This is a genomic window from Paenibacillus alba, from assembly GCF_013204855.1.
Taxonomy (GTDB): domain Bacteria; phylum Bacillota; class Bacilli; order Paenibacillales; family NBRC-103111; genus Paenibacillus_E; species Paenibacillus_E alba.
The window spans coordinates 18,596-44,934 of record NZ_JABMKZ010000028.1 but is presented as its reverse complement, the minus strand read 5'-3'; the positions used below and the strand labels follow the sequence as shown (position 1 = coordinate 44,934).

At 48.0% G+C, this 26,339-nt stretch carries 27 protein-coding genes; all 27 read left to right on the top strand.

Annotation, left to right across the window (positions count from 1 at the left end; all coding sequences use genetic code 11):
* Positions 1–1,179, top strand: a complete 1,179-nt coding sequence (locus tag HQN90_RS26930; RefSeq protein ID WP_173224475.1) for a LuxE/PaaK family acyltransferase — start codon at positions 1–3, stop codon at positions 1,177–1,179.
* A gap of 38 nt (positions 1,180–1,217) precedes the next feature.
* A complete protein-coding gene (locus tag HQN90_RS26925; RefSeq protein WP_173224473.1) occupies positions 1,218–1,577 on the top strand; it encodes an iron-sulfur cluster assembly scaffold protein in 360 nt (119 codons plus the stop codon).
* Between the two features lie 3 nt (positions 1,578–1,580).
* Positions 1,581–2,744, top strand: coding sequence for an aminotransferase class V-fold PLP-dependent enzyme (locus tag HQN90_RS26920; protein ID WP_173224471.1), 1,164 nt, complete (start codon positions 1,581–1,583; stop codon positions 2,742–2,744).
* 24 nt (positions 2,745–2,768) lie between these two features.
* Positions 2,769–3,071 carry an acyl carrier protein gene (locus HQN90_RS26915; protein WP_173224469.1) on the top strand — a complete coding sequence of 101 codons (303 nt, stop codon included), beginning with the start codon at positions 2,769–2,771 and terminating at the stop codon, positions 3,069–3,071.
* A gap of 14 nt (positions 3,072–3,085) precedes the next feature.
* Complete coding sequence (locus HQN90_RS26910) at positions 3,086–4,867, top strand: fatty acyl-AMP ligase (protein WP_173224467.1); 1,782 nt, start codon at positions 3,086–3,088, stop codon at positions 4,865–4,867.
* 24 nt (positions 4,868–4,891) lie between these two features.
* Positions 4,892–7,348 carry a type I polyketide synthase gene (locus tag HQN90_RS26905; protein WP_173224465.1) on the top strand — a complete coding sequence of 819 codons (2,457 nt, stop codon included), beginning with the start codon at positions 4,892–4,894 and terminating at the stop codon, positions 7,346–7,348.
* A gap of 20 nt (positions 7,349–7,368) precedes the next feature.
* The gene (locus tag HQN90_RS26900) at positions 7,369–8,469 is read left to right on the top strand and encodes a flavin-containing monooxygenase (protein WP_338042392.1); all 1,101 of its coding nucleotides are present in this window, start codon (positions 7,369–7,371) and stop codon (positions 8,467–8,469) included.
* Positions 8,426–9,118, top strand: coding sequence for a 4'-phosphopantetheinyl transferase family protein (locus tag HQN90_RS26895; protein ID WP_173224461.1), 693 nt, complete (start codon positions 8,426–8,428; stop codon positions 9,116–9,118). Before HQN90_RS26900 ends, HQN90_RS26895 begins: the two co-directional genes overlap by 44 nt.
* A 91-nt stretch (positions 9,119–9,209) precedes the next feature.
* Positions 9,210–9,359, top strand: coding sequence for a hypothetical protein (locus HQN90_RS26890; RefSeq protein WP_173224459.1), 150 nt, complete (start codon positions 9,210–9,212; stop codon positions 9,357–9,359).
* A 40-nt stretch (positions 9,360–9,399) separates the two neighbouring features.
* Positions 9,400–9,822, top strand: a complete 423-nt coding sequence (locus tag HQN90_RS26885; protein WP_173224457.1) for a VOC family protein — start codon at positions 9,400–9,402, stop codon at positions 9,820–9,822.
* A gap of 396 nt (positions 9,823–10,218) precedes the next feature.
* A complete protein-coding gene (locus tag HQN90_RS26880) occupies positions 10,219–11,484 on the top strand; it encodes a class I SAM-dependent methyltransferase (RefSeq protein WP_173224455.1) in 1,266 nt (421 codons plus the stop codon).
* Between the two features lie 3 nt (positions 11,485–11,487).
* On the top strand, positions 11,488–14,073 hold the full coding sequence (locus HQN90_RS26875; protein ID WP_173224453.1) for a metallophosphoesterase: 2,586 nt from the start codon (positions 11,488–11,490) through the stop codon (positions 14,071–14,073).
* A gap of 83 nt (positions 14,074–14,156) precedes the next feature.
* Positions 14,157–14,549, top strand: a complete 393-nt coding sequence (locus HQN90_RS26870) for an iron chaperone (RefSeq protein WP_173224451.1) — start codon at positions 14,157–14,159, stop codon at positions 14,547–14,549.
* A gap of 152 nt (positions 14,550–14,701) precedes the next feature.
* Positions 14,702–15,535 carry a tetratricopeptide repeat protein gene (locus HQN90_RS26865; protein ID WP_173224450.1) on the top strand — a complete coding sequence of 278 codons (834 nt, stop codon included), beginning with the start codon at positions 14,702–14,704 and terminating at the stop codon, positions 15,533–15,535.
* A gap of 71 nt (positions 15,536–15,606) precedes the next feature.
* Positions 15,607–16,185: a DUF6155 family protein gene (locus HQN90_RS26860; protein ID WP_173224448.1), complete on the top strand. Its 579-nt coding sequence runs from the start codon at positions 15,607–15,609 to the stop codon at positions 16,183–16,185.
* A gap of 591 nt (positions 16,186–16,776) precedes the next feature.
* On the top strand, positions 16,777–17,433 hold the full coding sequence (gene eutL / locus HQN90_RS26855) for an ethanolamine utilization microcompartment protein EutL (protein ID WP_173224446.1): 657 nt from the start codon (positions 16,777–16,779) through the stop codon (positions 17,431–17,433).
* 22 nt (positions 17,434–17,455) lie between these two features.
* Complete coding sequence (locus HQN90_RS39420) at positions 17,456–17,980, top strand: BMC domain-containing protein (protein ID WP_173224444.1); 525 nt, start codon at positions 17,456–17,458, stop codon at positions 17,978–17,980.
* The gene (locus HQN90_RS26845; RefSeq protein WP_173224442.1) at positions 17,977–19,473 is read left to right on the top strand and encodes an acetaldehyde dehydrogenase (acetylating); all 1,497 of its coding nucleotides are present in this window, start codon (positions 17,977–17,979) and stop codon (positions 19,471–19,473) included. The genes HQN90_RS39420 and HQN90_RS26845 overlap by 4 nt, the downstream gene beginning before the upstream one ends.
* Before the next feature lie 18 nt (positions 19,474–19,491).
* A complete protein-coding gene (locus HQN90_RS26840) occupies positions 19,492–19,779 on the top strand; it encodes a BMC domain-containing protein (RefSeq protein ID WP_047676490.1) in 288 nt (95 codons plus the stop codon).
* A gap of 8 nt (positions 19,780–19,787) precedes the next feature.
* Positions 19,788–20,579: a phosphate propanoyltransferase gene (gene pduL / locus HQN90_RS26835; RefSeq protein WP_173224440.1), complete on the top strand. Its 792-nt coding sequence runs from the start codon at positions 19,788–19,790 to the stop codon at positions 20,577–20,579.
* Between the two features lie 6 nt (positions 20,580–20,585).
* On the top strand, positions 20,586–21,407 hold the full coding sequence (locus HQN90_RS26830; protein WP_173224438.1) for a hypothetical protein: 822 nt from the start codon (positions 20,586–20,588) through the stop codon (positions 21,405–21,407).
* Between the two features lie 6 nt (positions 21,408–21,413).
* On the top strand, positions 21,414–21,722 hold the full coding sequence (locus HQN90_RS26825) for a EutN/CcmL family microcompartment protein (protein WP_173224436.1): 309 nt from the start codon (positions 21,414–21,416) through the stop codon (positions 21,720–21,722).
* Complete coding sequence (locus HQN90_RS26820; protein WP_079414705.1) at positions 21,698–22,039, top strand: BMC domain-containing protein; 342 nt, start codon at positions 21,698–21,700, stop codon at positions 22,037–22,039. Before HQN90_RS26825 ends, HQN90_RS26820 begins: the two co-directional genes overlap by 25 nt.
* 4 nt (positions 22,040–22,043) lie before the next feature.
* Positions 22,044–22,493 carry a EutP/PduV family microcompartment system protein gene (locus tag HQN90_RS26815; RefSeq protein WP_173224434.1) on the top strand — a complete coding sequence of 150 codons (450 nt, stop codon included), beginning with the start codon at positions 22,044–22,046 and terminating at the stop codon, positions 22,491–22,493.
* 8 nt (positions 22,494–22,501) lie between these two features.
* Positions 22,502–23,974 carry an ethanolamine ammonia-lyase reactivating factor EutA gene (locus HQN90_RS26810; protein ID WP_173224427.1) on the top strand — a complete coding sequence of 491 codons (1,473 nt, stop codon included), beginning with the start codon at positions 22,502–22,504 and terminating at the stop codon, positions 23,972–23,974.
* A 4-nt stretch (positions 23,975–23,978) separates the two neighbouring features.
* Positions 23,979–25,340 carry an ethanolamine ammonia-lyase subunit EutB gene (locus HQN90_RS26805; protein WP_079414709.1) on the top strand — a complete coding sequence of 454 codons (1,362 nt, stop codon included), beginning with the start codon at positions 23,979–23,981 and terminating at the stop codon, positions 25,338–25,340.
* Between the two features lie 24 nt (positions 25,341–25,364).
* A complete protein-coding gene (eutC, locus tag HQN90_RS26800) occupies positions 25,365–26,276 on the top strand; it encodes an ethanolamine ammonia-lyase subunit EutC (RefSeq protein ID WP_173224425.1) in 912 nt (303 codons plus the stop codon).
* Positions 26,277–26,339 lie beyond the last annotated feature (63 nt).

Sequence of the window (26,339 nt, the reverse complement as noted above, 5' to 3'; positions counted from 1 at the left end):
ATGTCAGAGTATGGATTTTTTTTTGATTTATCGAAAAATATGGGAATTGATCCAGTTGGGAGCGTCATAGCATCGATTAAATCCATTTACCAATTATCAAATGACAGGCAAAATGAAATCAAATTGTATCTGATTAAGCAAAATTTCCAATATCATTATGAGCATAACGCGCTGTATCGCAAAATCTGTGAAGAGAAAGGAGTGACATTGACGAATATTGCATGCCTCGAAGATGTGGTACGTATCCCAGCCATTGGAATCGGCAAATTTAAAGATGTTAATGCTCATTTGCTGCTTACCAAGCCTATTCATGAATTGCAGCATGAGCTGAGGAGCACAGGGACTAGCGGAATTCCCAGCATCTCCCGCAGGGATGAGCAAACCTTAACGAGAAGCGTGCTTAGCATTTTCTCTATGTTTCGCGAGATGTTTGGATTTTTTGGTGGGGCCGCTATATTCTTAGCGCCATCTTCCGAAGAAATGCCGGAGATGGGCCTGGTGAAACTGATTAATATGTTCTCCGGATTGCTTGATTCCAGCCGCTTTTTTGTCAGCGGCCATGCTTTCCAACCTGAGGCTGTCGTTCAGCAATTGAAAGAATGGCAGGATGTTCATACACGCCATATTATCGGCCCGCCATTCTTGGTAGAAAGATTAGTTCGTTATGTGAACGAGCATGAACCGGATATGAAACTGGACCGTCAAACGCAAGTTATTACACTTGGAGGATGGAAAAGCTTCACAGGCAGAGAGATCAACCGTCCTGATTTCTATCAGCAAGTATCGCAGGTCTTTGGCATTCACGGTGAACAAGTACGGGATATGTTTGGCTTGGTTGAGACGAATTTCATGGCTATTGAGTGCGAAAATCATGCCAAGCATGTTCCGCCATGGGTCCATTTCTCCGTGCGCAGCTTGGATGATCCGAATAAGGAGGTCCCTGTTGGCGAGCCGGGACGGCTGGTTGTGTATGATCCAACCTCGTTATCCTATCCGGGATTTATTCTGACAGATGATCTTGTGTATCTGGATCCCAACGCTTGTTTATGCGGTCGGAACGGACAGGTAGTGCACTATATGTACCGAATCAAAGGTGCTGAAATTGGCTGTTGCGCGATTAATTTGGAAAAATTCATGTCGGATAAGGAAGCCCAAGTAATCCAATGCAGTATCGGATAGTTGACCACTCAACCTAACAAGAGGAGAGTAGATGGATTATGTATAATGCAATCATTTCGGATCATTTTATGAATCCGAGAAACATTGGAGAGATCGTTCAGCCTGATCTGGCATTTCGCATCGGTAACCCAATATGCGGTGACACGATGCATGTTTGTGTGACCTTTCATGAAAGCCAAATAAAGGGAATTAAATATAAAGCATATGGCTGTGCGGCATCCATTGCGACGGCGAGCATTTTCAGCGAGTTTGTGCAAGGAAAAGCGATAGCGGAATTGAGCCGTATGTCTCAGACAGGAAGACGAGAACTGCTTGGCGAGCTGGAGCCGAACCAGAAGCATTGTCTGGATATTTTGGATGAATTGTTTGATTCCTTATGCACTGTAAAAGAGGTGTAAGCGGTGATAGGTCGTTACTTTGATTATAACTCTACAACGCCGCTGGATCCTCGGGTTTGCAGGATTATAACGGAATCATTAGATATTTATGGTAATCCGTCGAGCGCCCATGGTCCTGGCCAACAGGCAAGACTAGCTATCCAATCAGCAAGGCAACATGCAGCTGCGTTGCTGCATGGCGATCCGGAAGAATTGTACTTCACTTCAGGCGGAAGCGAGAGCAATAACTGGGTATTGAAAGGATATCTCAGTCAATGGGTAGGGACACCTGTACATGTCATCACATCCGTCATTGAGCATCCTTCCATTAAGGAGACCCTTAGACATTGGAGTCATGATGGAGGAGGCAAGGTCACCTACGTTCCTGTAGATGCAGAAGGGTTTATTTCCTCGCAAGCCGTGATTGACGCCATTCGACCGGAAACCAAATTGATCAGCATCATGCTGGCTAATAATGAGATAGGGGCGATTCAACCTGTGCGGGAGATAGCCCAAATAGCAAAATCAAGGGGGATCTTTATCCACACAGATGCCGTTCAGGCTGTAGGGAAAATGCCAATCCATGTCCGAGAGTTGGGAGTGGATTCGCTTTCTTTTTCCATTCATAAATTGTACGGTCCCAAGGGGGTCGGCGGGCTTTATGTCCATTCAGCCTACAAACTCGAGCCACTTATACATGGGGGCGGGCAAGAGCGAGGTATGAGAAGCGGCACAGAGAATGTTCTTTCGCTGCTTGGTGCGGCAGAAGCATGTCGTGTAGCGATGCTGGATATGGAGCGTACACAGGCCAAATTACTCTGGTGCAAAAGACTCCTCGTGGAGAAGCTGCACGCGCTTGCTCCAGGTCTGAAAATCAACGGATCTCTCGATGCGGAACGTACCCTGGCTAATACCGTCAATCTCTTCATTCCTGGTATCCGGGGAGAAGCTTTGGCCGCTTACTTGGACCATCGGTATGGCATTGCCGTTTCTGTAGGCTCTGCCTGCAGCTCAAACCACGAGAAGAAGCTCTCTTACGTGCTGCAAGAGATGGGGCTGGACGAGGCAGATATCCGTTCATCCTTGCGAATAAGTATGGGCAAATTTACAGATGAGGTGGATATTCATTATCTGGTAGAGTCCATAGAGAGTGCTTTAACGCATTTCCATCAATTAATGCCAACCTAGTCGATAAGAAGGAGAGGTGTCCTCATGGACTGCAAGCACCGAAATTACGATAAAGCTGAAATAGCCAAAATCATTAAAGAGAAGATCATCATTGAGAACCTTGAATTAAAAGGGGTAACTCCAGATGACATTGTGGACCATGCGCTCTTGTTTGGTGAAGGCTTATGTTTGGAATCGGTTGAAGCCTTTTATATTGCAGGAGGTATTGAAGAAGAGTTTGGATTTCACATTGATAGAACGAAGCTTCATCAATTACGCCACCATTTTCAATCCGTCGATACGCTGACGGCGTATGTCTATGAGCATGTCGCGCCATCTATATCATAGAGTAGGAGGAACTTATGGGAATTGGTTTCATGAAAGATACTATGCATACCAATCTTGTGGATCTGCTGCAATTTCGGGCGTTGATTACGCCGGATTTGAAGATGTACACCTACTTGGTGGATGGCGAGCATCAGGAAGTGAGCATGACTGCATCGGAGCTGAATAAGCGTGCGATGGCGATCGCTTCTACTTTGCATGCGCGCAGCAAGACATATAAGACTGCGCTGCTGCTTTATCCGACGGGGCTGGAATTTATTGCAGGGTTTATGGGTTGTTTATATGCAGGGATCATTCCAATTCCTGCCTATCCACCTCATATGCGCCGTCCTACACCGCGACTTGATGCCATCATTCGTAGCGCCCGAACGGAGATTGCCCTTTCAACTGCTAAACTGATTGCTGATGTACTGCCTAATGTCAGCGAGGATTCCCTCCTTTCAGGCATGGCTTTTATGGCAACAGACACTATAGATGATAGCAATATGTTTTTCTGTATGCCTTGCAAGGCGGAGGACATCGCGTTCTTGCAATACACTTCGGGGTCAACAGCTGATCCCAAAGGAGTTATGGTCAGCCACGGCAATTTAATTCACAATATGAGCTTAATTGCCAAATACTTTCAACTTTCCGAGCAGACTCGTATTGTGAATTGGCTGCCCGCCTATCATGATATGGGATTGATTGGACAGTTGCTGATGGCTCTGCATTTAGGTTGTGAACTGATTTATATGTCACCGGTAAGCTTCATGCAGAAGCCTGTTCGTTGGCTTGAAGCGATCTCTCGATATCGCGCGACTTATAGCGGTGGCCCTAATTTCGCTTATGAGCTATGTGCAGAGAAATTTAATGCTGAAACAGACGGTGATGTAGATCTAACTAGTTGGCAGTTGGCTTTCAACGGAGCGGAGCCAGTCAGAGAAGAAACCTTGCATACATTTATTCGGACGTTTACCCCTTATGGATTTCAGGCCAAGAGTCTGGTCCCGTCGTATGGATTAGCGGAGGGAACGTTGTATGTTTCCGGTTATAAACGGGAACACCCCTATACAACCTTATGGCTCGATGCAGAAAGCTTGGAGCGCGATCTGGCCATAGTGGTAACGAAGGAGACGTTATATGCTCGGGCTGTTGTAGGATGCGGAATCCTAGTTCCGGAACAGCGAACGGTCATCGTACATCCTCAAAAAGGCGAGCTGTGCGGCGAACTTATGATTGGCGAGATTTGGGTCAGCGGTCCCAGTGTGGCGCAAGGTTACTGGGAACATCCCGAAGCGACTCAGCTTACCTTTCAAGGCACTTTGGATAGTTGCCAAGGCGAACGATTTTTGCGCACAGGAGATCTCGGCTTTATTCATGATAATGAACTATACATTACTGGGCGAATGAAAGATGTCATGATTGTTGGGGGCCGCAATATTTATCCACAGGACTTGGAGTACACGGTACAAAATTGCCATCCTGCTGTGCGCAAAGAGTATATTGCCGCCTTCCAGGTGGACGTCAACGGTCATCAGAAGGAGATCGCAGGAAGTAGCGGAGAGATCGTCATTGTCGCTGAACTTAACAGGGAATTCCGGCATCGTGGCCAAGATGGCGAGAGCGCTGACCAAAGGAACGTGCACCTTCATCGTGAAGTGCTAGCAACCGCTCGTCAAGCGGTGTGGGAGCAGTATGAACTTCCATTGAAGGATCTCGTTCTGATCCGTACGGGAACGATTCCCAAGACGTCCAGTGGCAAAATTCAACGCAGATTGACGAAACAATGGTATGAAACGGATAAGCTTCAGCGTGGATAAGCGATTGATCGGAGGCAGTTATGAATGAAGTCAAGTGATGTGACGAATTGGTTAGTAAAAGAAATAGCGCTTCTGGTGGGTAGAAACCCAGAGGGGCTTGATATACGTGAGCCCTTTAGTAGTTATGGACTGGATTCAGCGAAGTCGATGCTGCTATCTGGAGAACTAAGCGCTGCTTTGGATATTCCGGTATCTCCAACGATATTCTGGGATTATCCAAGCATTCAGGAATTATCTCTTTATTTGTGCGAGAGAGGAGCCAAAAGGAACAATGAAGTGGCTGCGGCTTCAAGTATCGCTCCAGATCAGCGTGAATCTATCGCTATCGTGGGTATGGGCTGCCGGTTCCCAGGTATTTCGGGTGTGGGTGAATTCTGGGAGCACTTACTGCGTGGGACGGATGCCATAAGAGAGTATCCGCCGGATCGCGAGAAGCTTGGAGAAGTGAAAGTTGATCGTCAGGGCGGTTACCTCGATGGCATTGATGGTTTTGACTATCCGTTCTTCCATATCTCATATCGAGAGGCAATTCGTATGGATCCCCAGCAGCGTCTGCTGCTTGAGGTCGCATGGGAAGCATTGATGGATGCAGGGATTTCGCCGGAGCTATGGGCTAACACGCGAAGTGGTGTGTTTATCGGAATTTCTAATAGCGACTATGGAAGGCGGGAATTAGAAGCGGCGGATGGTTTTCATATTCATTCTGTTATGGGCGGAGCGCTGTGCATTGCAGCGAATCGACTATCGTATTTCTTGGGTCTGCACGGGCCAAGTATGGCTATCGATACGGCTTGTTCATCTTCTCTTGTCGCTGTTCATCAAGCCTGTCACAGCATATGGTCAGGTGAAAGTCAGCAAGCCATTGCAGGTGGTGTGAACGTCATACTTTCCAACGGGGTAACTTCCAGTCTAGTTAAAGCGGGGATGCTTGCATCAGACGATCGCTGCAAAACGTTCGATGCACAAGCGGATGGGTACGTTCGTGGGGAGGGCTGTGGGGTTGTTATTCTCAAGCCGCTATCTAAAGCTTTGCAGGACGGCGATGACGTATACGCAGTGATCCCGGGGAGTGCGTTGAATCAGGATGGTCGAAGCAACGGGATTACAGCTCCGAATCAATCGGCTCAGGAGAAACTGCTTTTCTCGGCGTATGCGCAAGCAGGCATTCAGCCAAGCCAAATTGGCTATATTGAGGCTCATGGGACGGGGACATTTCTAGGTGATCCTATTGAAGTTAAAGCTTTGGGGCAAGTGCTTTCTAATGGCAGACAGGCAGATGATCCCATCTACCTCGGCTCGGTGAAAAGCAACATCGGCCATCTCGAGTCGGCAGCGGGGATTGCGGGACTTATAAAGACAGCGCTCATTATGAGACACGAAGTAGTCCCGCCGAACCTGCATTTTCATACGTGGAATCCCGAGATTCCACGTGCTGGCTTCCCTTTCTTAGTACCTATAAAGTGTGAGGCTCTGAAGCCGGGAGACGATGTGTATGGAGGTGTCAGCTCGTTCGGATTTGGCGGGACTAACGCGCATATTGTCATTGGCAAGCCGCCTCTTGTTCGGAATGTGGATGACACTTCGGAGATGGAACCTTTTGTATTCACGTTATCCGCTGCTCGTAAAGATGGACTATCCCTATTAGCTCAGAAGTATGTTGATTGGTTGCAGAAAGCAGAAAAGTGTGATCTTCCAGCCATAGGGGCAGCACTGTTGCGAGGCAGGAAGCATCATGAACATAGATTGGCGATTGCTGTATTCTCTAAGGAAAGTTTGATTGCTGCTTTGCAAGATTATGTCGGTGCATCTGAAAGCAGCCCTCTATGGCATTATGGGTATGTAGGGAGCCAACCGACGGAGGCTGTCTTTTGTTTCGGTGATTACGACGGGGAGAACCTGGAGGATACCGGAGAGGAAGTAACCAGTAACGATGCTGTGTTTAGGCATTCGTACTTTGTGGTGAAACAATTATATCGTCATCTGACTGATGAGCCCCTTCAGAATGAAAGCCAATTCAACGTGTTTGCCAAGCAATATGCCTATGCACAGATGCTGCGTCAGTGGGGGATAACCCCACAAGTATGTATGGGGGAAGGGCTGGGTCGCCTGACAGCAGATGTTATGGACGGTAGATTATCTCTCGTGCAGGCGATTGAATGTCTCGTTCGCGGCGAGCCTATGGATGTAGGGCAGTTGGAGATGGGAGCGGGTGTCAATGGCATCACTATTTGTCTGTTGTCAGTCCCGTCAAGGGTGGCGCAGTGCGGAAGCACCGTCATCGTTAGCGAGTGCCGTGATGAGCTTGCGTGGTTGCAATTACAGTGCGACTTGTACGCTAAAGGACTCTTTGTGCCTGAGGGTTTCGCCCGCACCCGAAAGCTATCCCATATGCTTCCGACTTATCCGTGGCACCATCAATCTTGTTGGAAGACGACGATAGCGAATGCCGGAGAACCGAATGACATCACTTGTTTTTGTTAAATGGGGGAGTGGGGGTTGTGGTGAGACGAATCGATATCGTTGTCATTGGCGGCGGGCAAGCGGGTCTTTCTGTAGGTTATTATTTACACATGGAACAGATCGAGTTCGTCATTCTGGATCAAGGTCCCGAAGTGGGACATTCCTGGAGCAGTCGCTATGACTCATTAACACTTTTTACGCCTCGAAGGTACAGTGCTTTACCGGGTTTGCCGCTTCCTGGAGATCCATGGGATTACCCGACGAAGGATGAGATAGCTGATTATCTGCGGTGCTATCAAGATCGCTTTGCGCTTCCGGTCCAAGTGGATACTGAGGTGATTAGTCTTGCCTATCGGCAGGGCCGCTATTATGTGGCGACAAATAAAGGAATGTGGATAGCCAATCAAGTTGTTGTAGCGACAGGCCCTTTTCAATCACCTTACGTCCCAGCGATCGCCGAATCCCTAAGTGAAGATGTAATGCAGGTGCATACGTTTGATTATCGCAACCCTGAGATGTTGCCTTTGACAGATATACTGGTAATCGGAGGAGGGAATTCCGGCGCCCAAATTGCTCTTGAGCTTTCCCTCAGCAGGCAGGTTTATTTGTCAGTCGGCCACGACATTCAATTTATGCCTTATCGATTTCTTGGCAAGAGTCTTTTCTGGTGGTATGAATTAATCGGATTGCTGCGTAAATCACCGAATTCATGGGTTGGGCGACGATTTCGGAAGAAGAAAGATCCGCTTTACGGTTATGAGCTGCGTGAAGCCATAGCGAGCGGTCGTGTCAAATTAGTAGGCAGAGCTATTCAGGCGCAGGGTAAGCAAATTTCATTCGCCGACGGATCCAGCCTAGAAGTGGACACAATCCTATGGGCAACTGGTTTTCGGACGGATTATCCTTGGATTCGCATTCCCGAGGTGGCCCGCGATCATCTAGGGATCGAGCATGAACGGGGTGTGGCTTCGATACCCGGCTTGTATTTTGTAGGGCTGCCTTGGCAATCTTCGCGGGGCTCAGCGTTAATCGGCTGGGTGCATCGGGATGCCAAATTCATAAGCCGCATGATTATACAATACGGAGAACGCAATGCCAATGAAGATTATAGCCACGAAGATTTGTCCACATACGGAAGTTAAGATTTGGCATTTACTTGAGGCTCTTCTCGATGAGGCGAGAAGGAACAAGATCGGCAAATGCCTGCAGAAGAAACAGCAGCAAAGAATGACGATCGGAAATGTTTTGCTGCGATATGCGCTGCATCAAGGTTTTGGCACTGAGGCCGGGTTGTCGCGGATAGGCTACAGCCCTTATGGAAAGCCATGGCTGTGCGAACGACCCGAGCTCTTCTTTAACATTTCTCATGCCGGGGAATGGGTAACGGTTGTCTTGGGTTCACGTGAGGTGGGAATTGATGTTGAGATCCAAGATCCACGGTTCGCGAAGTTAGCTGAATGCATACTTTCACCCTCGGAACTCAGAGACTTCCAAGGGATTCAAGATCAGGAAGCTTATCTTTGCCGACGTTGGGTAATGAAAGAAAGCTTCGTCAAGATGATTGGTCTCGGGCTTGCTTGTCCTTTAACGAGCGTGTCCTTCGCTATGATTTCACATCAAGATGCATTCACCATGTACGAGGATCAAGGCTATTTTTGCCGATTGTATGAACTGGAGTCCTGCTACCCCTTGGCGGTAAGCTGCATGGACTATACGTTTCCCGACAAGGTGACGATCCTCCCTTTTGAACAATTGCTTCGCTGGGCACTTTTTGCCTCACCCCTCGTGTAACAAGCTGAAAGGCGGCGAATCCCTTAGGGATAAGCCGCTTTTTTACATGGCTTGTCATTTGGCCAAGGTAAGCTTCGGGAGTCGGTTTCCTTTGTTGGACTATGGTGTGGTATGGGAGTTCATGAGTGCGAAACAGTTAATTCAGAAAGCAGAGAAAGATTATTTTAGCGATGATTCCATCGAACAATCGACGAATTTTTGGTACAAGCAGGATTTTGAAGTTGTAGGGAAAACGGTATAGATGTCGTATAATTAAGTTAATATTTAAGGAGGTTAAGTAGATGGGAACGAATGAGAAAATAGGCGGCGGCGGCTTGCACCATATTGCGCTGAGAGCGAATGATTTTGATGCTACGGTGAAGTTTTATACCGAAGGGTTGGGTTTCAAGGAAGGGCATAGCTGGGGAGAAGGCGATAGTCGCATTATTTTGCTGGATTCCGGCGATGGCAATTATATCGAAGTTTTCGCTGGCGGCTCTGGCGAAGTGAAGCCAGAGGGTTCCTATTTCCATGTTGCTTTTCGCAGCAACAATGTGGATGCGGCCGTTGCCGCGGCTGTGGCAGCAGGAGCTGTTGTGACGGTGGATCCTAAAGATGTGGTACTAGGGAGCAATCCGCCGACACCGGTTCGTATTGCTTTTGTTAAAGGATTGAATGGGGAGATTATTGAGTTTTTTCATAGTACGGGGGAGAATCAGTTGTAAATTCCTCCTCTCGCCATACTTTCACCATGTTCACGATCCCTCAAATAAGCGAAGATAGATCCATAAGACCGGCGAAAATCAATCGTGACGTCTTTTATAGTTGACAAGAACTGGTAAGAGGCTTTAGTATGAGCAGTAATAAATCCCAGATAAAGGAGTTGATGAAGATGAAATCCAATTTATTCGTTAGTTTAAACCAAGAGCAGAGCAGCCACGTTAACAAACAAATAAATAGTGGACGTAATCTCATCGGCACACTGGGATTCTGTTGACGGTATCTAGACTAGCTTTGTTAAGCTAGTTCTGGACGTTTTCTGGAATAACTGGTCATGGACGCTTGAGTCCGTGGCCTTTTTTTATGTGATGAATTCCAATAATTTGGAGGAGATTAAAAAAATGGCAGTCATTCAGGTAAAATCTACAAATCCGAAGTTTTCTTTTATGATCAAGAAGAATCCACAATCCGGCCTCATGCTTAAATCAGTCCGCAAAGGAATGACGTATGGCTGGTACACGAACGATGCTACGTTCAATGTTTATTTTAAGGATGCAGATAACGAAGTTTCTTATAAGCAGCATGAGAAAGATCAATTCGAATATCTGAATGTCTCTCGCTACAATACGCCGTTGTTTCCCTTAAATGCGATTAACGAGTACTTCTCGACACCTCTGAAAGTGCATAACGAGCAGGATATCGAGGGGTATGAGCACTCATTTTTCATTAACATGATTCATATTGAATTGGTGCGGTATGTGGAGTTCTTTGAGAAGCATCTGAAGGACTTTACATTTGAGCTGACACATCAAGCACATAAGAGTTACTCTCTTACCGTTACGACTCGGAAAAGTCTTTACCAACTGCTGCATGTTGTCAGCGTATTGTGCCTATTTTTATCCATGTTTGGCGATGAATTTATCGATATTTCGGATAGCATTTTGGACAAATATATCAAAAGCGTTAATGTGATTGATCCACCCTTCTATATACGCAGCCTATTCGTTAGAAACTTTTTGCCTTCCAAGGATCGCTTCAAAACATATAAAAAAGAATTAGAAAACACCAGCCGTTATGACATTCAATTTGATTTTGGCGGGACAGGACTCCAGCGGAGGAACTTTATTGCTAGGGCATTGCCTTTTAATAAAGCGATCCTGGATATTGGGTGTGGAGAAGGCTACTACGCAATTCCGTATGCTTCGAAAATCGAGGATTGCTATTATGCGATTGATATTAACGAAGAATTGTTAGAAGTTGTTAACCGTAAGGCCAAGTCCAAAGAGATCGATAATATAATTACGTTCCACTCTATTGATCATTTTCTGGAGCAGTATAATGGTGAGCTTGTAGATGTGATATTAACCGAAGTTATTGAGCATATGAGTGAAAATGAGGCAAAGGCTCTTATTGAGCACGTTTGTAAGCATGTGGCTTTTGACCACTTTATAATTACAACGCCGAACGCGGACTTTAACCAGTACTATGAGCTGACCGGATTCAGACACGATGATCATAAATGGGAAATGGGTGAGGAAGCGTTCAGGCAGTGGTTCAAACAGATCGATGTTGGAGATGACCATAACCTCGAGTTCGCAGCCATCGGGGATGGCGTGAATCAGATTCAGACGACACAAGGCGTTATTCTTAGGAAAAAGGAGGCGTAAGACGTGGAAATTCGAACGAAAATCCATACGATTTTTATGATGATTGGATCGACAGAATGTGGCAAAACGACTTTCGCCAAGGAAGTTCTAATCCCTCAACTTCAGTTCGAGGATGCCGCGACTACCTATAAAACCAATGTGCAATATTTATCTTCAGATAGCATTCGGCAGGATGTTCTTGGTTATGATTACGATAAATACGATCAAGTAATGCTGGAAGCCAGTGAACAGGCTTTCCATCTGTTGTTCGAAAGACTAAAGATGGCAACTTCTTTCCCCATCAATGCGGAATTCGTTGTTGTTGACACGACAGGCTTGGCGGAGGAGTTTCGGGAGAAAGTACGTGAAATAGCCCTCCAGAACAATTACAACCTGGAAGTGATCTTGTTCGACTATCGCAAAAGGGAAGACTATTACGCTTCCGATCGCTCGAAAAAGCTCATTACGCATCACATTAACCGCTTGAGAAGAGATGTTATGGGATCTTTATCAAGGGAAGGTTACGATCGCATTCATAAGGTAAGATATAAGGATTTCTATTCCGTGACGGATCGGATTCCAAATCCTGATTATCAAGTGATGATCGAGGATCGCGATATCTACCTAACGAGGATACTTCCTCAAGATTCCAAATATTTGATGATTGGCGATGTCCATGAATGTATAGGAGAGTTGAAGGGTCTCTTGCTGGATTATGGGTTTAAAATAGAGGCTAATCAGCTCATTGCCCCCGATAAGCTGAAGGACACCAAAATTATTTTAGTTGGCGACTGGATTGATAAAGGGAAGAAGACGAAGGAGATCATCGAGTTCCTGTATGCAAATCAAGCCCACTTTTTATTCATTCTTGGGAATCATGAGAATTTCGTGTATAAGTTTCTTCGTGGAGAAATTAATGGTGTTAATGAAGAATTGCTGCATTCCTATTTTGATTCTACCCAAGTGCTTCTGCACGACGAGGGGCTTCGAGGGAAGTTTGACGAATTGATAGCCAAGTCACAACCGTTCTATCGGTTTATTGGCGTTCATGGTCCTTCGTATTACATCACACACGCACCATGCAGGAACAAGTATATCGGCAAAATGGACACAAACTCCATTCGACACCAGCGCAGCTTACGAATTGATCGCGAGACGCCGTATGAGAACCAGCTCGGTTTTCTGAAGGAAGAAGCCGTACGGAATCATCCTTATCATATCTTTGGACATATTGCGGCTAAACAGTCTTTTCGAATCAAAAACAAAATTCATATCGATACCGGATGCGTGCATGGCAACGCGCTGACCTCGGTAAGCATCACATTCAAACCCTTTGTAAAAACCTTCAAATCGGCTCATGCGATTGTAACGGAAGAACTCAAAACGTTGTTTCACGAAGAAAGAAAAGTGTCTATCCAAGACTTGGATGATGAAGAAGTTCGCAGACTGCATTATGTTTCCCGGCATAAAGTGAACTTTATTTCAGGGACAATGTCCCCCGCGGATAAAGATGAAACTGCACATGAGCTTGAGTCCTTGAAACGCGGCTTGACGTATTTTGCGGAGCACGGTGTTAAACAAGTTGTCCTGCAGCCCAAATATATGGGTTCCAGATGTAATATTTATTTGCATGAGGATATGGAGCAATGCTTCGCGGTGAGTCGTAATGGGTATAAAATCAAACAAGTTGATCTGACCGATACTTATCAGAAGCTGCTGCATAAATTCAGTGGTTATATGACGGAAAATCAAATTCAGATGCTCATTTTGGATGGAGAACTCCTCCCGTGGAAAGCTCTTGGAGATGGGCTGATTCAAAGGCAGTTTAAGCCGATTGAGAAAGCATTGGAGAGCGAATTGGCATTCTTGAAGCAAAATGGCTTTGAAGAGGCATTTGGTCATTTGGCTGAGCAATATCAAGCAAGTGAGTTTGAGAAAGAGCAATTTAACATGTCCAAGACAGCATTAAACGATAAATACGGCTCCCATCTGTATCAAAACTATAAATATCTGCATGATATTATAGGGACCTATGTTTCAGTAGATGATCATCTGAAAGCCTATCAAACGTACAAGCGACAGTTGGAGATATATGCCGAGGATGGGGAGATGGTTTACAAACCATTTGCTTTATTGAAGGTGGTTTATCGCAACGGTGAAGAGGAAATTCCTACTTGGAGAACTTCTGAAGAGTACGACTTCTTGTCGGAGGATGAATTCATTACTATAGACTTAACGGAACCGGATAGTCTCGAAAGAGCGGAGCAATACTTCTCGAAGCTGACCGTAGACAATTATATGGAAGGTGTCGTTATCAAGCCCGACGTATTGGAAACCAGGGTGGTCCCGCATATGAAGGTTCGGAATCCAGACTATTTGTCCATTATCTATGGGTATGATTACAAGTTCCCACATAAGTACAAGAAGCTGATGAAGCAGAAAAGCATTAATCAAAAGCTGCGCACTTCGATGAATGAGCATCGCTTGGGGAAGAAAATGCTGCAAGTTAAGTTTAGTGATATTGTGCCGGACAATGAGGCTTATAAGGAAGTAGTTGCGAGCTTATTGTTTGAAGTGGCCAAGGAGAAGGAGATTGATCCTCGGTTGTAGGTGATATCCCAAATAAGCAGGAAAGACAGACATCATGTAGAAAATCATATGAAGACGATCAAAAGGCCATGGAAGGAGAATTCATGGAAAAAAACAAAGTCACTTATGAATCAATCGATAATTATATCGCACAGTTTCCTCCAGGGGTTCAGGAGATTCTTCAAACGGTAAGAAAAGTTATTCAAGAGTCAGCACCAGACGCAAAGGAAAAGATTAGTTATCAAATGCCTACCTTTGAGCTGTATGGAAATTTGGTGCATTTTGCTGCTTACCAAAATCATATTGGCTTCTATCCGACTCCAAGTGGTATTACGGCATTTAAAGAAGAACTCTCGCCGTATAAAGGGGCCAAAGGGTCCGTGCAATTCCTTTTAGAGAAGCCAATGCCTTATGAATTAATAAGTAGGATCGTTAAATTTCGAGTCGCGGAAAATATTGAAAAAGCTGAAGGTAAATTGAAAAAAAAGAAACAATAATTTCATAGGGATTCAATATAGCCTGCCTTCTAAGCCTCAACACTTAGAAGTGATGGGCTTTTTTATTTTGCAACAACTTCTCTCAATGTCATAGCAAGGATTTTTTGATACAATGATTTTAAATGTAATAGAGTTGCAGAGGAGAGCCGAATATGCCACCAATGATAAAAAGTTTACTTAAAATAGTAATTGTGCTTGCAGTAATTGTAATCGGGTTTAACTATCACTGGATGATAGGCGCAGCCCTCGTGGTAGTAATAGTAGGTTACTTCGTTTATACGAACCGTTCCTCCCTATATGCGCAGAGGGGTAATCTGGCTTACATGAAGGGGGATCGGGATCAAGCATTGATTTTGATGGAGAAAGCTTATCGTTCAAAATCCATTCAGCCCAAACACCAGATAGGCTATGGTTATTTGTTGATGAAAATAGGCGAACTTAGCAAGGCTGAGAACATTTTCGAGGAGGTTCTTCATAGAACAACAGCCAGAGATATGCTCATGCAGGCAAGGCTCAATTTGGCAACCGTGCACTGGCTCCAGAACAAACAGGATGAAGCTTTCAGCAGCTTGCAGGAAATAGCGCAGGACGTTAAAAACACGCTGGTTTATGGGAATTTCGGCTATTTTCAAATTTTGCGCGGCGAGCTGGAAGCGGCTCTTGTGTATAATCTCGAAGCCTATGCGTATAATGACAGCGATTTGACGATTATGGACAATTTGGCGCAAAACTATTATATGCTCGGTCGCTTGGACGAGGCAGATGAGATGTACACCAAAGTAATAGCCAAGACGCCCAAGCATGCTGAGTCCTATTATTACTATGCACTAACACTCCAAAAACTTGGCCGAACGCAGGAAGCGCGGGAACAGATTGAGAAGGCGCTGGAGAAAGAGCTCGCGCTTATTACTCCTTTGACCCGTGAGGATATTGCGTTGTTGGCAAGTGATTTGGGCAGGGAGGATGCTGGTCAGGATCAGGTGTAAGAGGGTTTTGGGGAATACAGCGGTATGGAGCTATAGAACGAACAGAAAAAAAGGAAAGGTTGTGATTCACAATGCCCAAAGTGTCCAAAATTTCGATACCAGAAGTTAAGAAACATTTGAAAACATATAAAGCCGAAGAGCTAGTCTCGATAATCATCGATTGTTACAGATCCAGTGAGGATGTAAAGAAATATATTCATATGATGCTGGAGCCTGAAGGCACAGAGGATCAATTATTCGAGGAAGCAAAAAAGAAGGTTTTGCAGCAATTTTTTCCGGAACGCGGTGTAGCAAAGCTTAAACTGGCAGATGCGAAGAAAGCTATTTCTGAATTCGGCAAGCTGAGTAATAATCCAGTGAGAACGTTAGAATTAATGATTTATTATGTGAAGTTAGGCGTTGAGTTTATAAAAGTTTACGGATATTTTAGCGAGCCTTTTTATAATAGTATGGCATCTATGTTTTACAATGTTCTTAACAAAATAGAGGCTGATAGCGGCAGGGGGCTCTATGATTTATTTCATGATGAGTTAGAGGCGATTGTTGGAGAATCGAAAGGAGTAGATTGGGGATTATTTGAGCAGTTTTTCCAAATGTTTTGTGATTTAGCTAGAAACTATGAAGATGAAGATGAAGATGAGATAGAGTGAGGGCATGTAAAAAACGCCTCCATCCACTTGAGTAGTGGCTTTGGAGGCGTTTTTGCTTGTACTCTGGGCATCGTTTATACACGGTTCCCTATGTGGGTGGGCTTGGCCGACAAAAGTTTGGTACTAGCTGATAGTTTGCCTAGAGTCAGATGCGTATATGTCACAAATTCCTGCAAATATGCATCCTTTTCGTCTTGGGAGTAGGCAAAATGGTGGAAAGCCTGCAATTATGCATCCTTTAGAGGTCATTTCTCCATTCCAGGAGAGAAAAGCCTAAAAAGCCTGCATAATCGCAGGCTTTCTGATGTTTTCACCCTATTTGATCGAAAATGCCTGCACTTTTGCAGGTTTTTCATAAAAACCGCGTTACATTACCTATCTGGTGATGCATTCACTATATGGCTCAGCCGCTTGCACGCAATAGCAGAGCTGGAATCATGTCTCGCAAAGTAGGAATACTTGTCTCATAACGCACATATCCATAATCAAAAGCATACAGGTCAGGCAAGGTGCCCCAGGTCCAGGAACGTCAAACGGTTCTATGCACCTTGGCACCTTTTTGAGTCTATTCACGGTGAAGAGGTGAAAGGAGTGAACCAACATCCGATCAGGGCTGTTCCGCTCGCCATCAGGATCATCTCCAACGTCGATGCAGGCTTAGCGCAGCAGCTCGATTTGAAGCCAGGCATTCGCAGCCTGGGTCTACTAACGTCGAGCATCGACGACGTCGGCTACACGGCTATCGATGAAGCGACGAAGCACGCAGCCGTCGAAGTCGTGTATGCCCGCTCTTTTTATGCGGGATCGGGACATGCTTCCGGACCACTGTCCGGCGAATTTATTGGCATCCTTGGCGGCGCCTCGCCTGCTGAGGTGAGAAGCGGGCTGGATGCCGCTAGGCAGGTGATGGAGACGGGAGCTTGTTTTTACGCTCTTAATGACGAAGGAACCCACGCATACTATGCGCATGTGGTTTCCAGAACTGGTTCTTATCTTTCCACCTTGGCGGAAATTGCAGAAGGAGAGCCTCTAGCTTACCTTATTGCTCCGCCATTGGAAGCGGTTTACGGGCTTGACGCCGCACTGAAGGCTGCGGATGTGCGAATGTGCAAGTTCTATGGGCCTCCGACGGAGACGAATTTTGCAGGTGGATTGCTGACAGGCAGTCAATCTGCTTGTCAGGCAGCAGCGGAGGCATTTGCAGACGCTGTCAAAGGCATAGCGCTAGATCCGAAGAAAATAGGTTGAAATAAAGAAGCGGGTGATTCCCATGAATGAAAAGCTTATGTCTCTAGGCATGATTGAAACTTATGGTCTGCCTGCTTTGATAGCTGCCGCAGATGCTGCTGCGAAGACGGCGGATGTGAAGGTAACGACGTATGAGAAAGCGGATGCCGGCATCGTAACGATTTATATTTTGGGCGATGTTGCAGCAGTCAAAGCCGCCGTAGATGCGGGGGCAGCTGAAGCGAAGCGAGTGGGCAAGCTGTTGTCCACACATGTAATTCCAAGGCCAGATCCTTCGGTGCATGCGTTGATTCAAGAGGCTTGGGCAAACAACAAGCCAATAGCCTCGCAGCAGCAGAAGGAGGAACCTGAAGCTGAATCTGTCTCCCCATCGCCCGCAAAGACACCGCCAAGCTGGAGCAAAATGACCGTCGCTCAGCTTAGAGAGCTCGCGCAGATTACCCCCCAATTCCCCATTACTGGCCGGGATATTCAATTGGTGAGCAAAGCTGAGCTGGTGAGGCTGTTCACGGAGCGGGATGCTGAAGGGGGAGATCCTGGGACATGAAGCTGGATAGCGATTTGCAAGCAATTCAGGAGGTTCGGCATTTCCTCCAAGAGGCGAAGGCGGCACAGAAGCAGCTGGAGCAAATGACGCAATCGCAGATTGACGCCATCGTAGCAGCTATGGCGCAAGCGGTGGAATCGGAGGCAGAGCGGCTGGCCATCCTCGCTGTAGAAGAGACAGGCTTCGGCAACGTCGCTGATAAAAAGGCCAAAAATCTCTTCGTCGCAAGAGACGTCTATGCCGCCATCAAAGATATGCAAACGGTCGGGATTATTGGCAAAGATGAGATGAAGCAGGTTTGGGAAATCGCTCAGCCCGTTGGCATTGTGGCTGCCATCATCCCTTCAACAAACCCGACATCGACGGTCATCTTTAAATGTATGATCTCACTCAAATCAAGAAATGCCATCGTGATTAGTCCGCACCCATCCGCGCTGCGTTGTTCGCAGGAAGCGACAGCCGTCATGCGGGAGGCAGCGGAGAAAGCGGGAGCCCCGCAAGGGCTGATTCACTGCCTATCGCATCCCTCCATTGAAGCCAGCGGCGAACTGATGAAGCATAAGCTGACGGATCTCATCTTGGCCACGGGTGGAACGGCCATGGTGAAGGCTGCTTACAGCTCAGGCAAGCCCGCCTACGGTGTCGGACCCGGCAACGTGCCGGTTTATATCCACCGGAGCGCGAATATCAGCCGCGCTGTGGGCCATATTTTGCAAAGCAAAACGTTCGATTATGGAACGATTTGCGCGTCGGAACAAGCGCTCGTCGTCGACGAAGCGGTGAAGGCGGAGCTGGTCGCGGAGTTGAAGCGGCAAGGTGCTTACTTTTTGCACGCGGAGGAGAAAGAGAAGGTCGGCTCGATTCTTACCGCCGGGAAAGGAATGAACCCGCAGGTGGTTGGACGTTCCCCGCAGGTGATAGCCGGCAAGGCAGGCATAACTGTCCCGGAGACGGCCAGGGTACTGATCGCGGAGGAGTCGGAAGTCGGTCTTGAGCACCCATTTGCTAGGGAGAAACTAAGTCCTGTCCTCGCTTTATATACGGTTAAGGATTGGCAAGAGGGATGCGACCGCTGCATGGAGCTGTTGGAACTTGGCGGACTTGGACATACGCTTGGCATACATGGCGAGGATTTGTCGATCATTGAGGCGTTTGGCCTGGAGAAACCGGCATCGCGCATTGTCGTCAACACGGGCACAACGTTTGGAGGCATTGGCGCAACAACGGGAATCATGCCATCGATGACGCTTGGCTGCGGTGCTTATGGCAACAACATCACGTCGGACAATATCGGTCCCCAGCATTTGATGAACATCAAGCGGGTTGCTTTTGGCATCAAAGAGATGCAGACGGAGCCTGATGAGAATCGAGTTATTGCCCAAGTGGCGCAAGTGGCAGATAGCTTGGGAAGCTCTCATCAGCTTAGCATTACACGCGAAGAGGTTGCGCAGATCATAAGAAACGTGCTTTCTGAGATGCAAGTGATTACATAATCCGAGGAGGAATGTCCAATGGCCGGAGAAATGGCAGCGTTAGGTTTAGTAGAAACCAAGGGGCTCGTAGGTTCAATTGAAGCAGCAGACGCTATGGTAAAGGCAGCAAATGTGAGATTGGTTGGCAAAGTGCATGTGGGCGGAGGCTTGGTAACGGTTATGGTTCGAGGAGATGTAGGCGCTGTTAAGGCGGCTACGGATGCGGGCGCTGCTGCTGCGGAAAAGGTGGGAGAGCTGGTTTCTGTTCATGTCATTCCTCGCCCGCATTCAGATATTGAGTTCATTCTTCCTAAGCTTGAAGGATAAGCACGTCTATGGCGCTTATTACGGAAACGCAGCTGCGCACTCAGCTGGTGAAAGGCTTGCCGAATCCTTTTCCGGTCAAAGAAGAGGATAAGCTGACGCCGGCAGCCGCTGATTTTCTCAAAGATCGAGGGATCGCAGTGATGCGGTGTACTTCCTCAGCGGATACCCTCATTCTGCCCGTAAACCACATGACAGAGCGCAAGCTCATCCCCGTCGGCGTGTCCAATCGGCACGTCCATCTGTCTCCTGAGCATATCAACGCTTTGTTCGGTAGCGGTTACACGTTAACGCCACTTCGCGAGCTGTCTCAAAAGGGTCAGTTTGCCGCGCGCGAAACCTTGACACTGCTGGGTCCCAAAGGCATCCTCCAGCATGTACGGATTTTAGGACCACCCCGTGGGGTGTCTCAAGTAGAGATCTCGCGAACCGATGGATATGCGCTGGGCGTTCACCCTCCGGTGCGCTTATCCGGTGATGTGCAAGGCACACCTGGGATTACACTCATAGGAGTAAGTGGAGCGGTCGTTTTACAGGAAGGGTTGATTCTTGCCAAAAACCATGTGCATATGTCTCCGGCAGATGCTCAGGCTTTGGAAGTCACTCAAGGAGATCGTCTTATTGTCCAAACATTGGGGGAACGGCGGCTCCTTTTTGCCGATACGATTGTCCGGGTTAGCGAGCAGTTTTCGCTGGATTTTCATATCGATGTGGATGAAGCCAATGCGGCCTTTTTGAATACGGGAGATCAGGTTCAGCTTATCGGTAGAAACGGTACGATCACGAGTGCCGAAAGGGGGTAGCTCTTGGTGGAGATCAAGCAAATGGTCGAATCGATTGTGCGGGAGCTTTTGAATTCCTTGGAGCAGCAGTCGGTCAAACGGCCAAAGGTGCTTTACATTTTCTATGACAGTACGGCTCATGAGGCTTTCACGGATCATTTTATATGGTTAACTAATCACCATGTTAATTATGACCGCTTGTGCCTGGATGGAGAAGCTTCCTCATGGCTCGGGAAACACCAGATTGAATGCGGCGGCTACGGCAAAACGATTGCCTCTGACGAGTTCGCGCCATCCCCTCTCGAGGTGCCTCTTGACTATGAGGGGATCGTAATCCCGGAAATAGATCTGGATAATGCGGCACGCGCTGCTCTAGGGATGAAAGGGACGATCATTTCTGAAATCATTTTTTCCACATTGGTTCAAAATAAATTTGTTCTCATCGGCGACGATATCTCTGGACTGAAGCGAGCTGACCGCCGAACGCTCCGAACGCTGACGCTGCCCAAGGCTTATGTGAATCTTTTTGATTATTACAAAATGGAGCTGCAAATGTACGGCGTGGAATTCGGCCCATTGAAGCAGCTCGCGGAGATGGCCGTGCATAAAATTCAACCCGGTCCAGAAGTCCCTAACATAGCCATCAACATAGAAACAGAAGAGCGGATAGAAAAGAATAATTCTATGGTTTACGAAGGAAGGCTGATCTCAGCAGATTGGGTGGAGCGGGAATTCAAGAGCAAACCTTTTGGCTCCCTGCGTGTCGGCAAGCGAACGATTATTTCTTCACTAGCCCAAGATATGCTGAAGGATAAAGGGATCACAATCGACTATGCGGCTGGAAGGTGAGGTCCTATGTTTTTGGGGAAAGTAATCGGCAGTGTCTGGGCTACGCAAAAAGAAGTGGGCATGGACAATTTGAAACTATTGGTGATCCAGCCGATGGACTTCAGAGACAGCGAAGCGGGTACTCCGATCATTGCCGCAGACCGCATTGGCGCCGGTGTCGGGGAGAACGTGATCGTTTCCAGAGGCAGTCCGGCGCGAACCTTGTTCACGGATAAAAGGGTGCCGATCGATGCAATGATCGTAGGCATTGTAGATAGCTATGAGGTCGCTCAAGAAATCGAGGCGAATGTATGGAAGAACAGAAACAGCGAGTGATTCAGGAATATGTGCCTGGCAAGCAGTTGACGCTGGCTCATGTGATTGCCAATCCCGATCCGGTATTGTATACGAAGCTGGGCATTGAAGAGCGGAATGCCATCGGCATCTTAACGCTCACCCCCACAGAAACCGCGATTATTGCCGCCGATATTGCGACCAAAGCGGCCAACGTGGGTATCGGTTATTTGGACCGATTCACCGGCTCGCTCGTGCTCACGGGGGAAGTGGCCGCAGTCGAGATGGCGATTGAGGCAGTGAATGTTTTTTTGCTGGATAAGTTGAAATTCACAACGGCACCTATTACGAGGTCTTGATTTTATGAAAAAAGTGATGATCATCGGCGCGGTTGGAGCTGGCAAATCAACGCTTATTAAAGCTTTGTTCGGGGAGACGGACCCGGCCATCAAAACCCAAAGTCTCCTCTACAGGGACTGGGTAATTGATACCCCTGGTGAATACAGCGAGAATCCAATGTATTATCGTTCGCTAATGGCGACCTCGCATGAGACTGCGGCTGTCTTGCTTGTGCAGGATGCCACGCGCAGCAGGAATTACTTTCCTCCGGGTTTTGAGCAAGGGTTCCCTGTGCTAACCGTAGGCGCTGTGACCAAAATCGATCATCCGAAGGCCGATGTGGACGAGGCCATCAGGCTTCTGAGGCAGTCGCTGCCGGAAGGGGAGATCTTTGTGACATCAGCGGAGTCGAAGGAAGGGATTCAGCGGCTGAAGGAACGACTTATGGCGATAGTCCATAAACAGGATGGGTGAAGGGGAAGATGCAGAATCAGTGGATCACAAGCGTAGGTCTCGATATCGGCACAAGTACGACCAAGATGGTGGTGAGCCGTTTGAAATTAGTGCGTTCCTCCGGCGCGCTAAACCTGCCCCGTTTCGAGATTGCGGAGCGGGAATTGCTGTATGCGAGCCCGATTTACAGCACTCCGCTGAAGAATGGCAATGAAGTGGATGCACAGCAGATCTGGGGAATCGTGCAGCAGGAATACGAGCAGGCTGGCATTCGTCCCGCAGATCTGAAGTCCGGCGCCGTGATCATTACCGGAGAAACGGCGAATAAAACAAATGCCAGCCAAATCCTGCATCTCCTCGCCGAGCGCTCAGGCGATTTCGTCGTTGCAACGGCGGGGGCCGATCTGGAGGGACTGCTCGCCGGCAAAGGCGCCGGAGCGGAGCGCCGCTCCATGCAGATTCGTGGCGCAGTCGCCAATATCGATATTGGCGGAGGGACGGCGAATGCTGCTATTTTTCAACGAGGCAGGCTGGCAGGAACGGTCACCTTTCATGTTGGTGGCAAGCTTATTCAGTTGAATGCAGCCGGCACTGTCACCGACATATCGCCCTCCATTCTGCCATGGCTGAAGGCGAGCGGATACAACCTTAAGGCAGGCGATAAGCTTCAGTTGGCTTTCGTAAAGGACATCTGCGCAGCCATGTGCCGCTGCATGATGGATTATTTAGCCGGGCGCACCCATCCAGACCAGAACATGCCGCTTCTTTCTTTATTGAACGGTCAACCGCTCACTACCGCTGTGTCCATTGAAGAATGGATGGTTTCCGGAGGCATCGGGCTTCTCATGGAGGCCAAGAAACCGGAGAGCTTGGCGGATATGACGCTGCATCAAGATATCGGGCCAATGCTGGCGCATTGTTGGAACGAACTATCGAGCGAGTATCCCATTCGCAGGATACGTGCGGATCAGACGGTCAGAGCAACCGTCATCGGGGCCGGGATGCAGAGTACAGAAATTAGCGGAGCGACCGTACATTTGGATGCATCGCTGCTGCCGATACGCAATCTCCCTGTACTGAAGCTGGATGTAACGCTTCAAATGCTCGAACAAACCGGTCTGCTTGCGTACAGGCTGGATGAATTGATGAATAGCGGCGCAAGCCTTTTTGACCGGGAGCAGTCCCCACCGTTTGGGCTGGCTTTGTCCGGAATGAATAACCTTACCTATCCATCGCTTCAGTACTTAGCGGAGCAGCTGCATGCAAGCTTTGTGCACCATTTTCCAACCAGCGAGGTACTCATCGTCATTTGTGAAATGGATATCGCCAAAGCGCTTGGACAATCGTTAGCTAGACGCAGCGGAGAAAGTCCAAAAGTCATTTGTATTGATCAAATCTCTGTCGAGCATGGGGATTATGTCGATTTAGGCGAGCCGATATCGGGGATCATGATTCCGGTCGTGGTGAAGACGTTGGCCTTTCCTAACAGAGCGGAGGGATAAGCCCGTGAATCTGAAAACTACGCTGTTGGGTACAACCTTTCAGTTTAAGCATTTAAAGGAAGTCATGGCGAAGGCGAATGAGGAGAAATCCGGTGATCAGCTGGCCGGTATCTCGGCGCAGGATGCGAAGGAACGGATCGCCGCCAAGCTGGTCCTGTCCGATTTAACTATGGCTGATATTCGCAATCATCCTCTGCTGCCACCGGAAATCGATGAGGTTTCGCGGGTTATCGAGGAAGGGCTGAACGAGAAAATTTATACGGAGCTGCGCAATTGGACGGTGGCGGAGCTGCGGGAATATTTGCTGCGGCAAGAAACGGGAAACGATGAAATTCGCCGAATTTCCCGCGGTTTAACGAGTGAGATGGTCGCTGCTGCGGCCAAATTAATGAGCAATCTCGATCTGGTGCAAGCTGCGTCCAAAATGGAGGTCACTTCGCATTGCAATATTACGATTGGTCAAAAGGGTGTGCTGTCCGGCCGGGCTCAGCCTAATCATCCTACGGACAATATCCAGGGCATGAAGGCTGCTTTATTTGAAGCTCTCAGCTATGGCATCGGGGATGCCGTCATTGGGATTAATCCGGTTATTGATTCCGCAGATAGCGTCAAAAATATGTTGCTGGCCACCAAAGAAGTCATGGAAAAATGGCAAATTCCAACGCAGAATTGCGTGCTAGCTCATATTAAGACCCAGATGCGGGCTATTCGCCAAGGCGCTCCTGCCGATATGGTGTTTCAGAGCTTGGCTGGAACCGAAGAGGGGAATCGAGCGTTTGGCATTGATGTGGCTTTGCTAGACGAAGCCGATGCGCTGATTGCCAGAGAAGGTACCGGGACTGGGCCGAACTTGTGGTATTTTGAAACAGGCCAAGGGTCGGAATTGTCAGCTGAAGCGCATCATGGTATCGATCAGGTCACACTGGAGTCCCGCTGTTATGGCCTCGCTCGCAAATATAAGCCATTTATCGTCAACACAGTTGTCGGCTTCATCGGACCTGAATATTTATATGACAGCAAGCAGGTGATTCGGGCAGGTTTGGAGGATCATTTCATGGGCAAGCTCCAGCAGCTGCCGATGGGTGTGGATGTTTGCTACACCAACCATATGAAGGCGGATCAGAACGATATGGATAACTTGGCGGTGCTGCTTTCCGCAGCGGGCGTCAATTACCTGATTGGCGTGGCTATGGCAGATGACTGCATGCTTAACTATCAATCGACCAGCTATCATGATATCGCTACCTTGCGTGAATTAATGAGATTGCGCCCGGCTCCTGCCTTTGAGCAGTGGTTGGTGAAGATGGGCATTATGGACAATGGTCGATTAACACCGCTGGCGGGAGATCCGACCCTTTTTATGTAGGGCCAGCGCGAAGGAGGAACCGTCATGAACTCTGCTGTTCCGATAGACCAGCTTGTGGATAGGGTGATGGCTGAGCTTGCGAAGAAGCTGTCCGCCTCGCAAGCTGCTGAGCAGGCAGCGTCCGAGCAGGCTGGCAGCCGAAAGGAATTGCAGCAATCCACCCCAGCGGAGAGTGAGTCAGGAACAGACTTGGTCTCTGAGGAGGATGTGATCACCTCTCCGATTCCCAGCCCCAAATGGGAGGAAGGGATGAGCGAGCTGCTTGCCAGCACGCCGGCCCGCATTGGCGTATGGCGAACAGGAACGCGGCCGCTGACCAAAGAGGTGCTTAAATTCCGGCGTGATCATGCTGCTGCCGTCGATTCTATTTATGGTGAAGCAAGTCAGGAAATATTGAAGCAATTCGATTTATTTACCGTCGAAACGCGGTATGAAAATACAGAAAATTACTTGAAACGCCCCGATATGGGTCGGATTGTCACTGATGAAGGCATCGCCGCTATCGAGGCGGCATGCCGGATGAAGCCGCAGGTGCAAATTGTCGTATCGGACGGACTGAGCGCCAATGCGGTGGACGCCAATTTGGGTGATGTTTATCCAGCGCTGCTTGATTCGCTCGCCTCATATGGGTTATCCACAGGTACTCCGTTTTTCGTACGAGGGGGCAGGGTTGCTGTTATGGATCATATCGGCGAGATTGTGCAGCCAGAGGTGCTAGTCCTGTTGATCGGGGAAAGACCTGGTCTCGTTTCATCGAAATCGCTGAGTGCCTATATATGCTTCAAGCCGCGCAAAGGCACAGTGGAGAGCGACCGCACGGTTATCTCCAACATTCATCGTGGAGGAACGCCTCCGCTTGAAGGCGGCGCGCACATCGGCACGATTGTGAAGAAAATGCTGGAACAGCAAACCAGCGGCATCCATTTGGACATCTAGCGGGTACATCCCTTAAGAATGTGCTTCTTTCAGAAGCTTTTCTATAAGAATCGTCCGAGAAGG

Coding starts and splice junctions, on each gene's coding strand:
- HQN90_RS26895 (WP_173224461.1), top strand. CDS start 8,426: ATGAAGATTATAGCCACGAAGATTTGTCCACATACGGAAGTTAAGATT.
- HQN90_RS26840 (WP_047676490.1), top strand. CDS start 19,492: ATGGCCGGAGAAATGGCAGCGTTAGGTTTAGTAGAAACCAAGGGGCTC.
- HQN90_RS26925 (WP_173224473.1), top strand. CDS start 1,218: ATGTATAATGCAATCATTTCGGATCATTTTATGAATCCGAGAAACATT.
- HQN90_RS26905 (WP_173224465.1), top strand. CDS start 4,892: ATGAAGTCAAGTGATGTGACGAATTGGTTAGTAAAAGAAATAGCGCTT.
- HQN90_RS26845 (WP_173224442.1), top strand. CDS start 17,977: ATGAAGCTGGATAGCGATTTGCAAGCAATTCAGGAGGTTCGGCATTTC.
- HQN90_RS26915 (WP_173224469.1), top strand. CDS start 2,769: ATGGACTGCAAGCACCGAAATTACGATAAAGCTGAAATAGCCAAAATC.
- HQN90_RS26880 (WP_173224455.1), top strand. CDS start 10,219: ATGGCAGTCATTCAGGTAAAATCTACAAATCCGAAGTTTTCTTTTATG.
- HQN90_RS26860 (WP_173224448.1), top strand. CDS start 15,607: ATGCCCAAAGTGTCCAAAATTTCGATACCAGAAGTTAAGAAACATTTG.
- pduL (WP_173224440.1), top strand. CDS start 19,788: ATGGCGCTTATTACGGAAACGCAGCTGCGCACTCAGCTGGTGAAAGGC.
- HQN90_RS26930 (WP_173224475.1), top strand. CDS start 1: ATGTCAGAGTATGGATTTTTTTTTGATTTATCGAAAAATATGGGAATT.
- HQN90_RS26910 (WP_173224467.1), top strand. CDS start 3,086: ATGGGAATTGGTTTCATGAAAGATACTATGCATACCAATCTTGTGGAT.
- HQN90_RS26820 (WP_079414705.1), top strand. CDS start 21,698: ATGGAAGAACAGAAACAGCGAGTGATTCAGGAATATGTGCCTGGCAAG.
- HQN90_RS26870 (WP_173224451.1), top strand. CDS start 14,157: ATGGAAAAAAACAAAGTCACTTATGAATCAATCGATAATTATATCGCA.
- HQN90_RS26885 (WP_173224457.1), top strand. CDS start 9,400: ATGGGAACGAATGAGAAAATAGGCGGCGGCGGCTTGCACCATATTGCG.
- HQN90_RS26865 (WP_173224450.1), top strand. CDS start 14,702: ATGCCACCAATGATAAAAAGTTTACTTAAAATAGTAATTGTGCTTGCA.
- HQN90_RS26810 (WP_173224427.1), top strand. CDS start 22,502: ATGCAGAATCAGTGGATCACAAGCGTAGGTCTCGATATCGGCACAAGT.
- HQN90_RS26825 (WP_173224436.1), top strand. CDS start 21,414: ATGTTTTTGGGGAAAGTAATCGGCAGTGTCTGGGCTACGCAAAAAGAA.
- eutC (WP_173224425.1), top strand. CDS start 25,365: ATGAACTCTGCTGTTCCGATAGACCAGCTTGTGGATAGGGTGATGGCT.
- HQN90_RS39420 (WP_173224444.1), top strand. CDS start 17,456: ATGAATGAAAAGCTTATGTCTCTAGGCATGATTGAAACTTATGGTCTG.
- HQN90_RS26815 (WP_173224434.1), top strand. CDS start 22,044: ATGAAAAAAGTGATGATCATCGGCGCGGTTGGAGCTGGCAAATCAACG.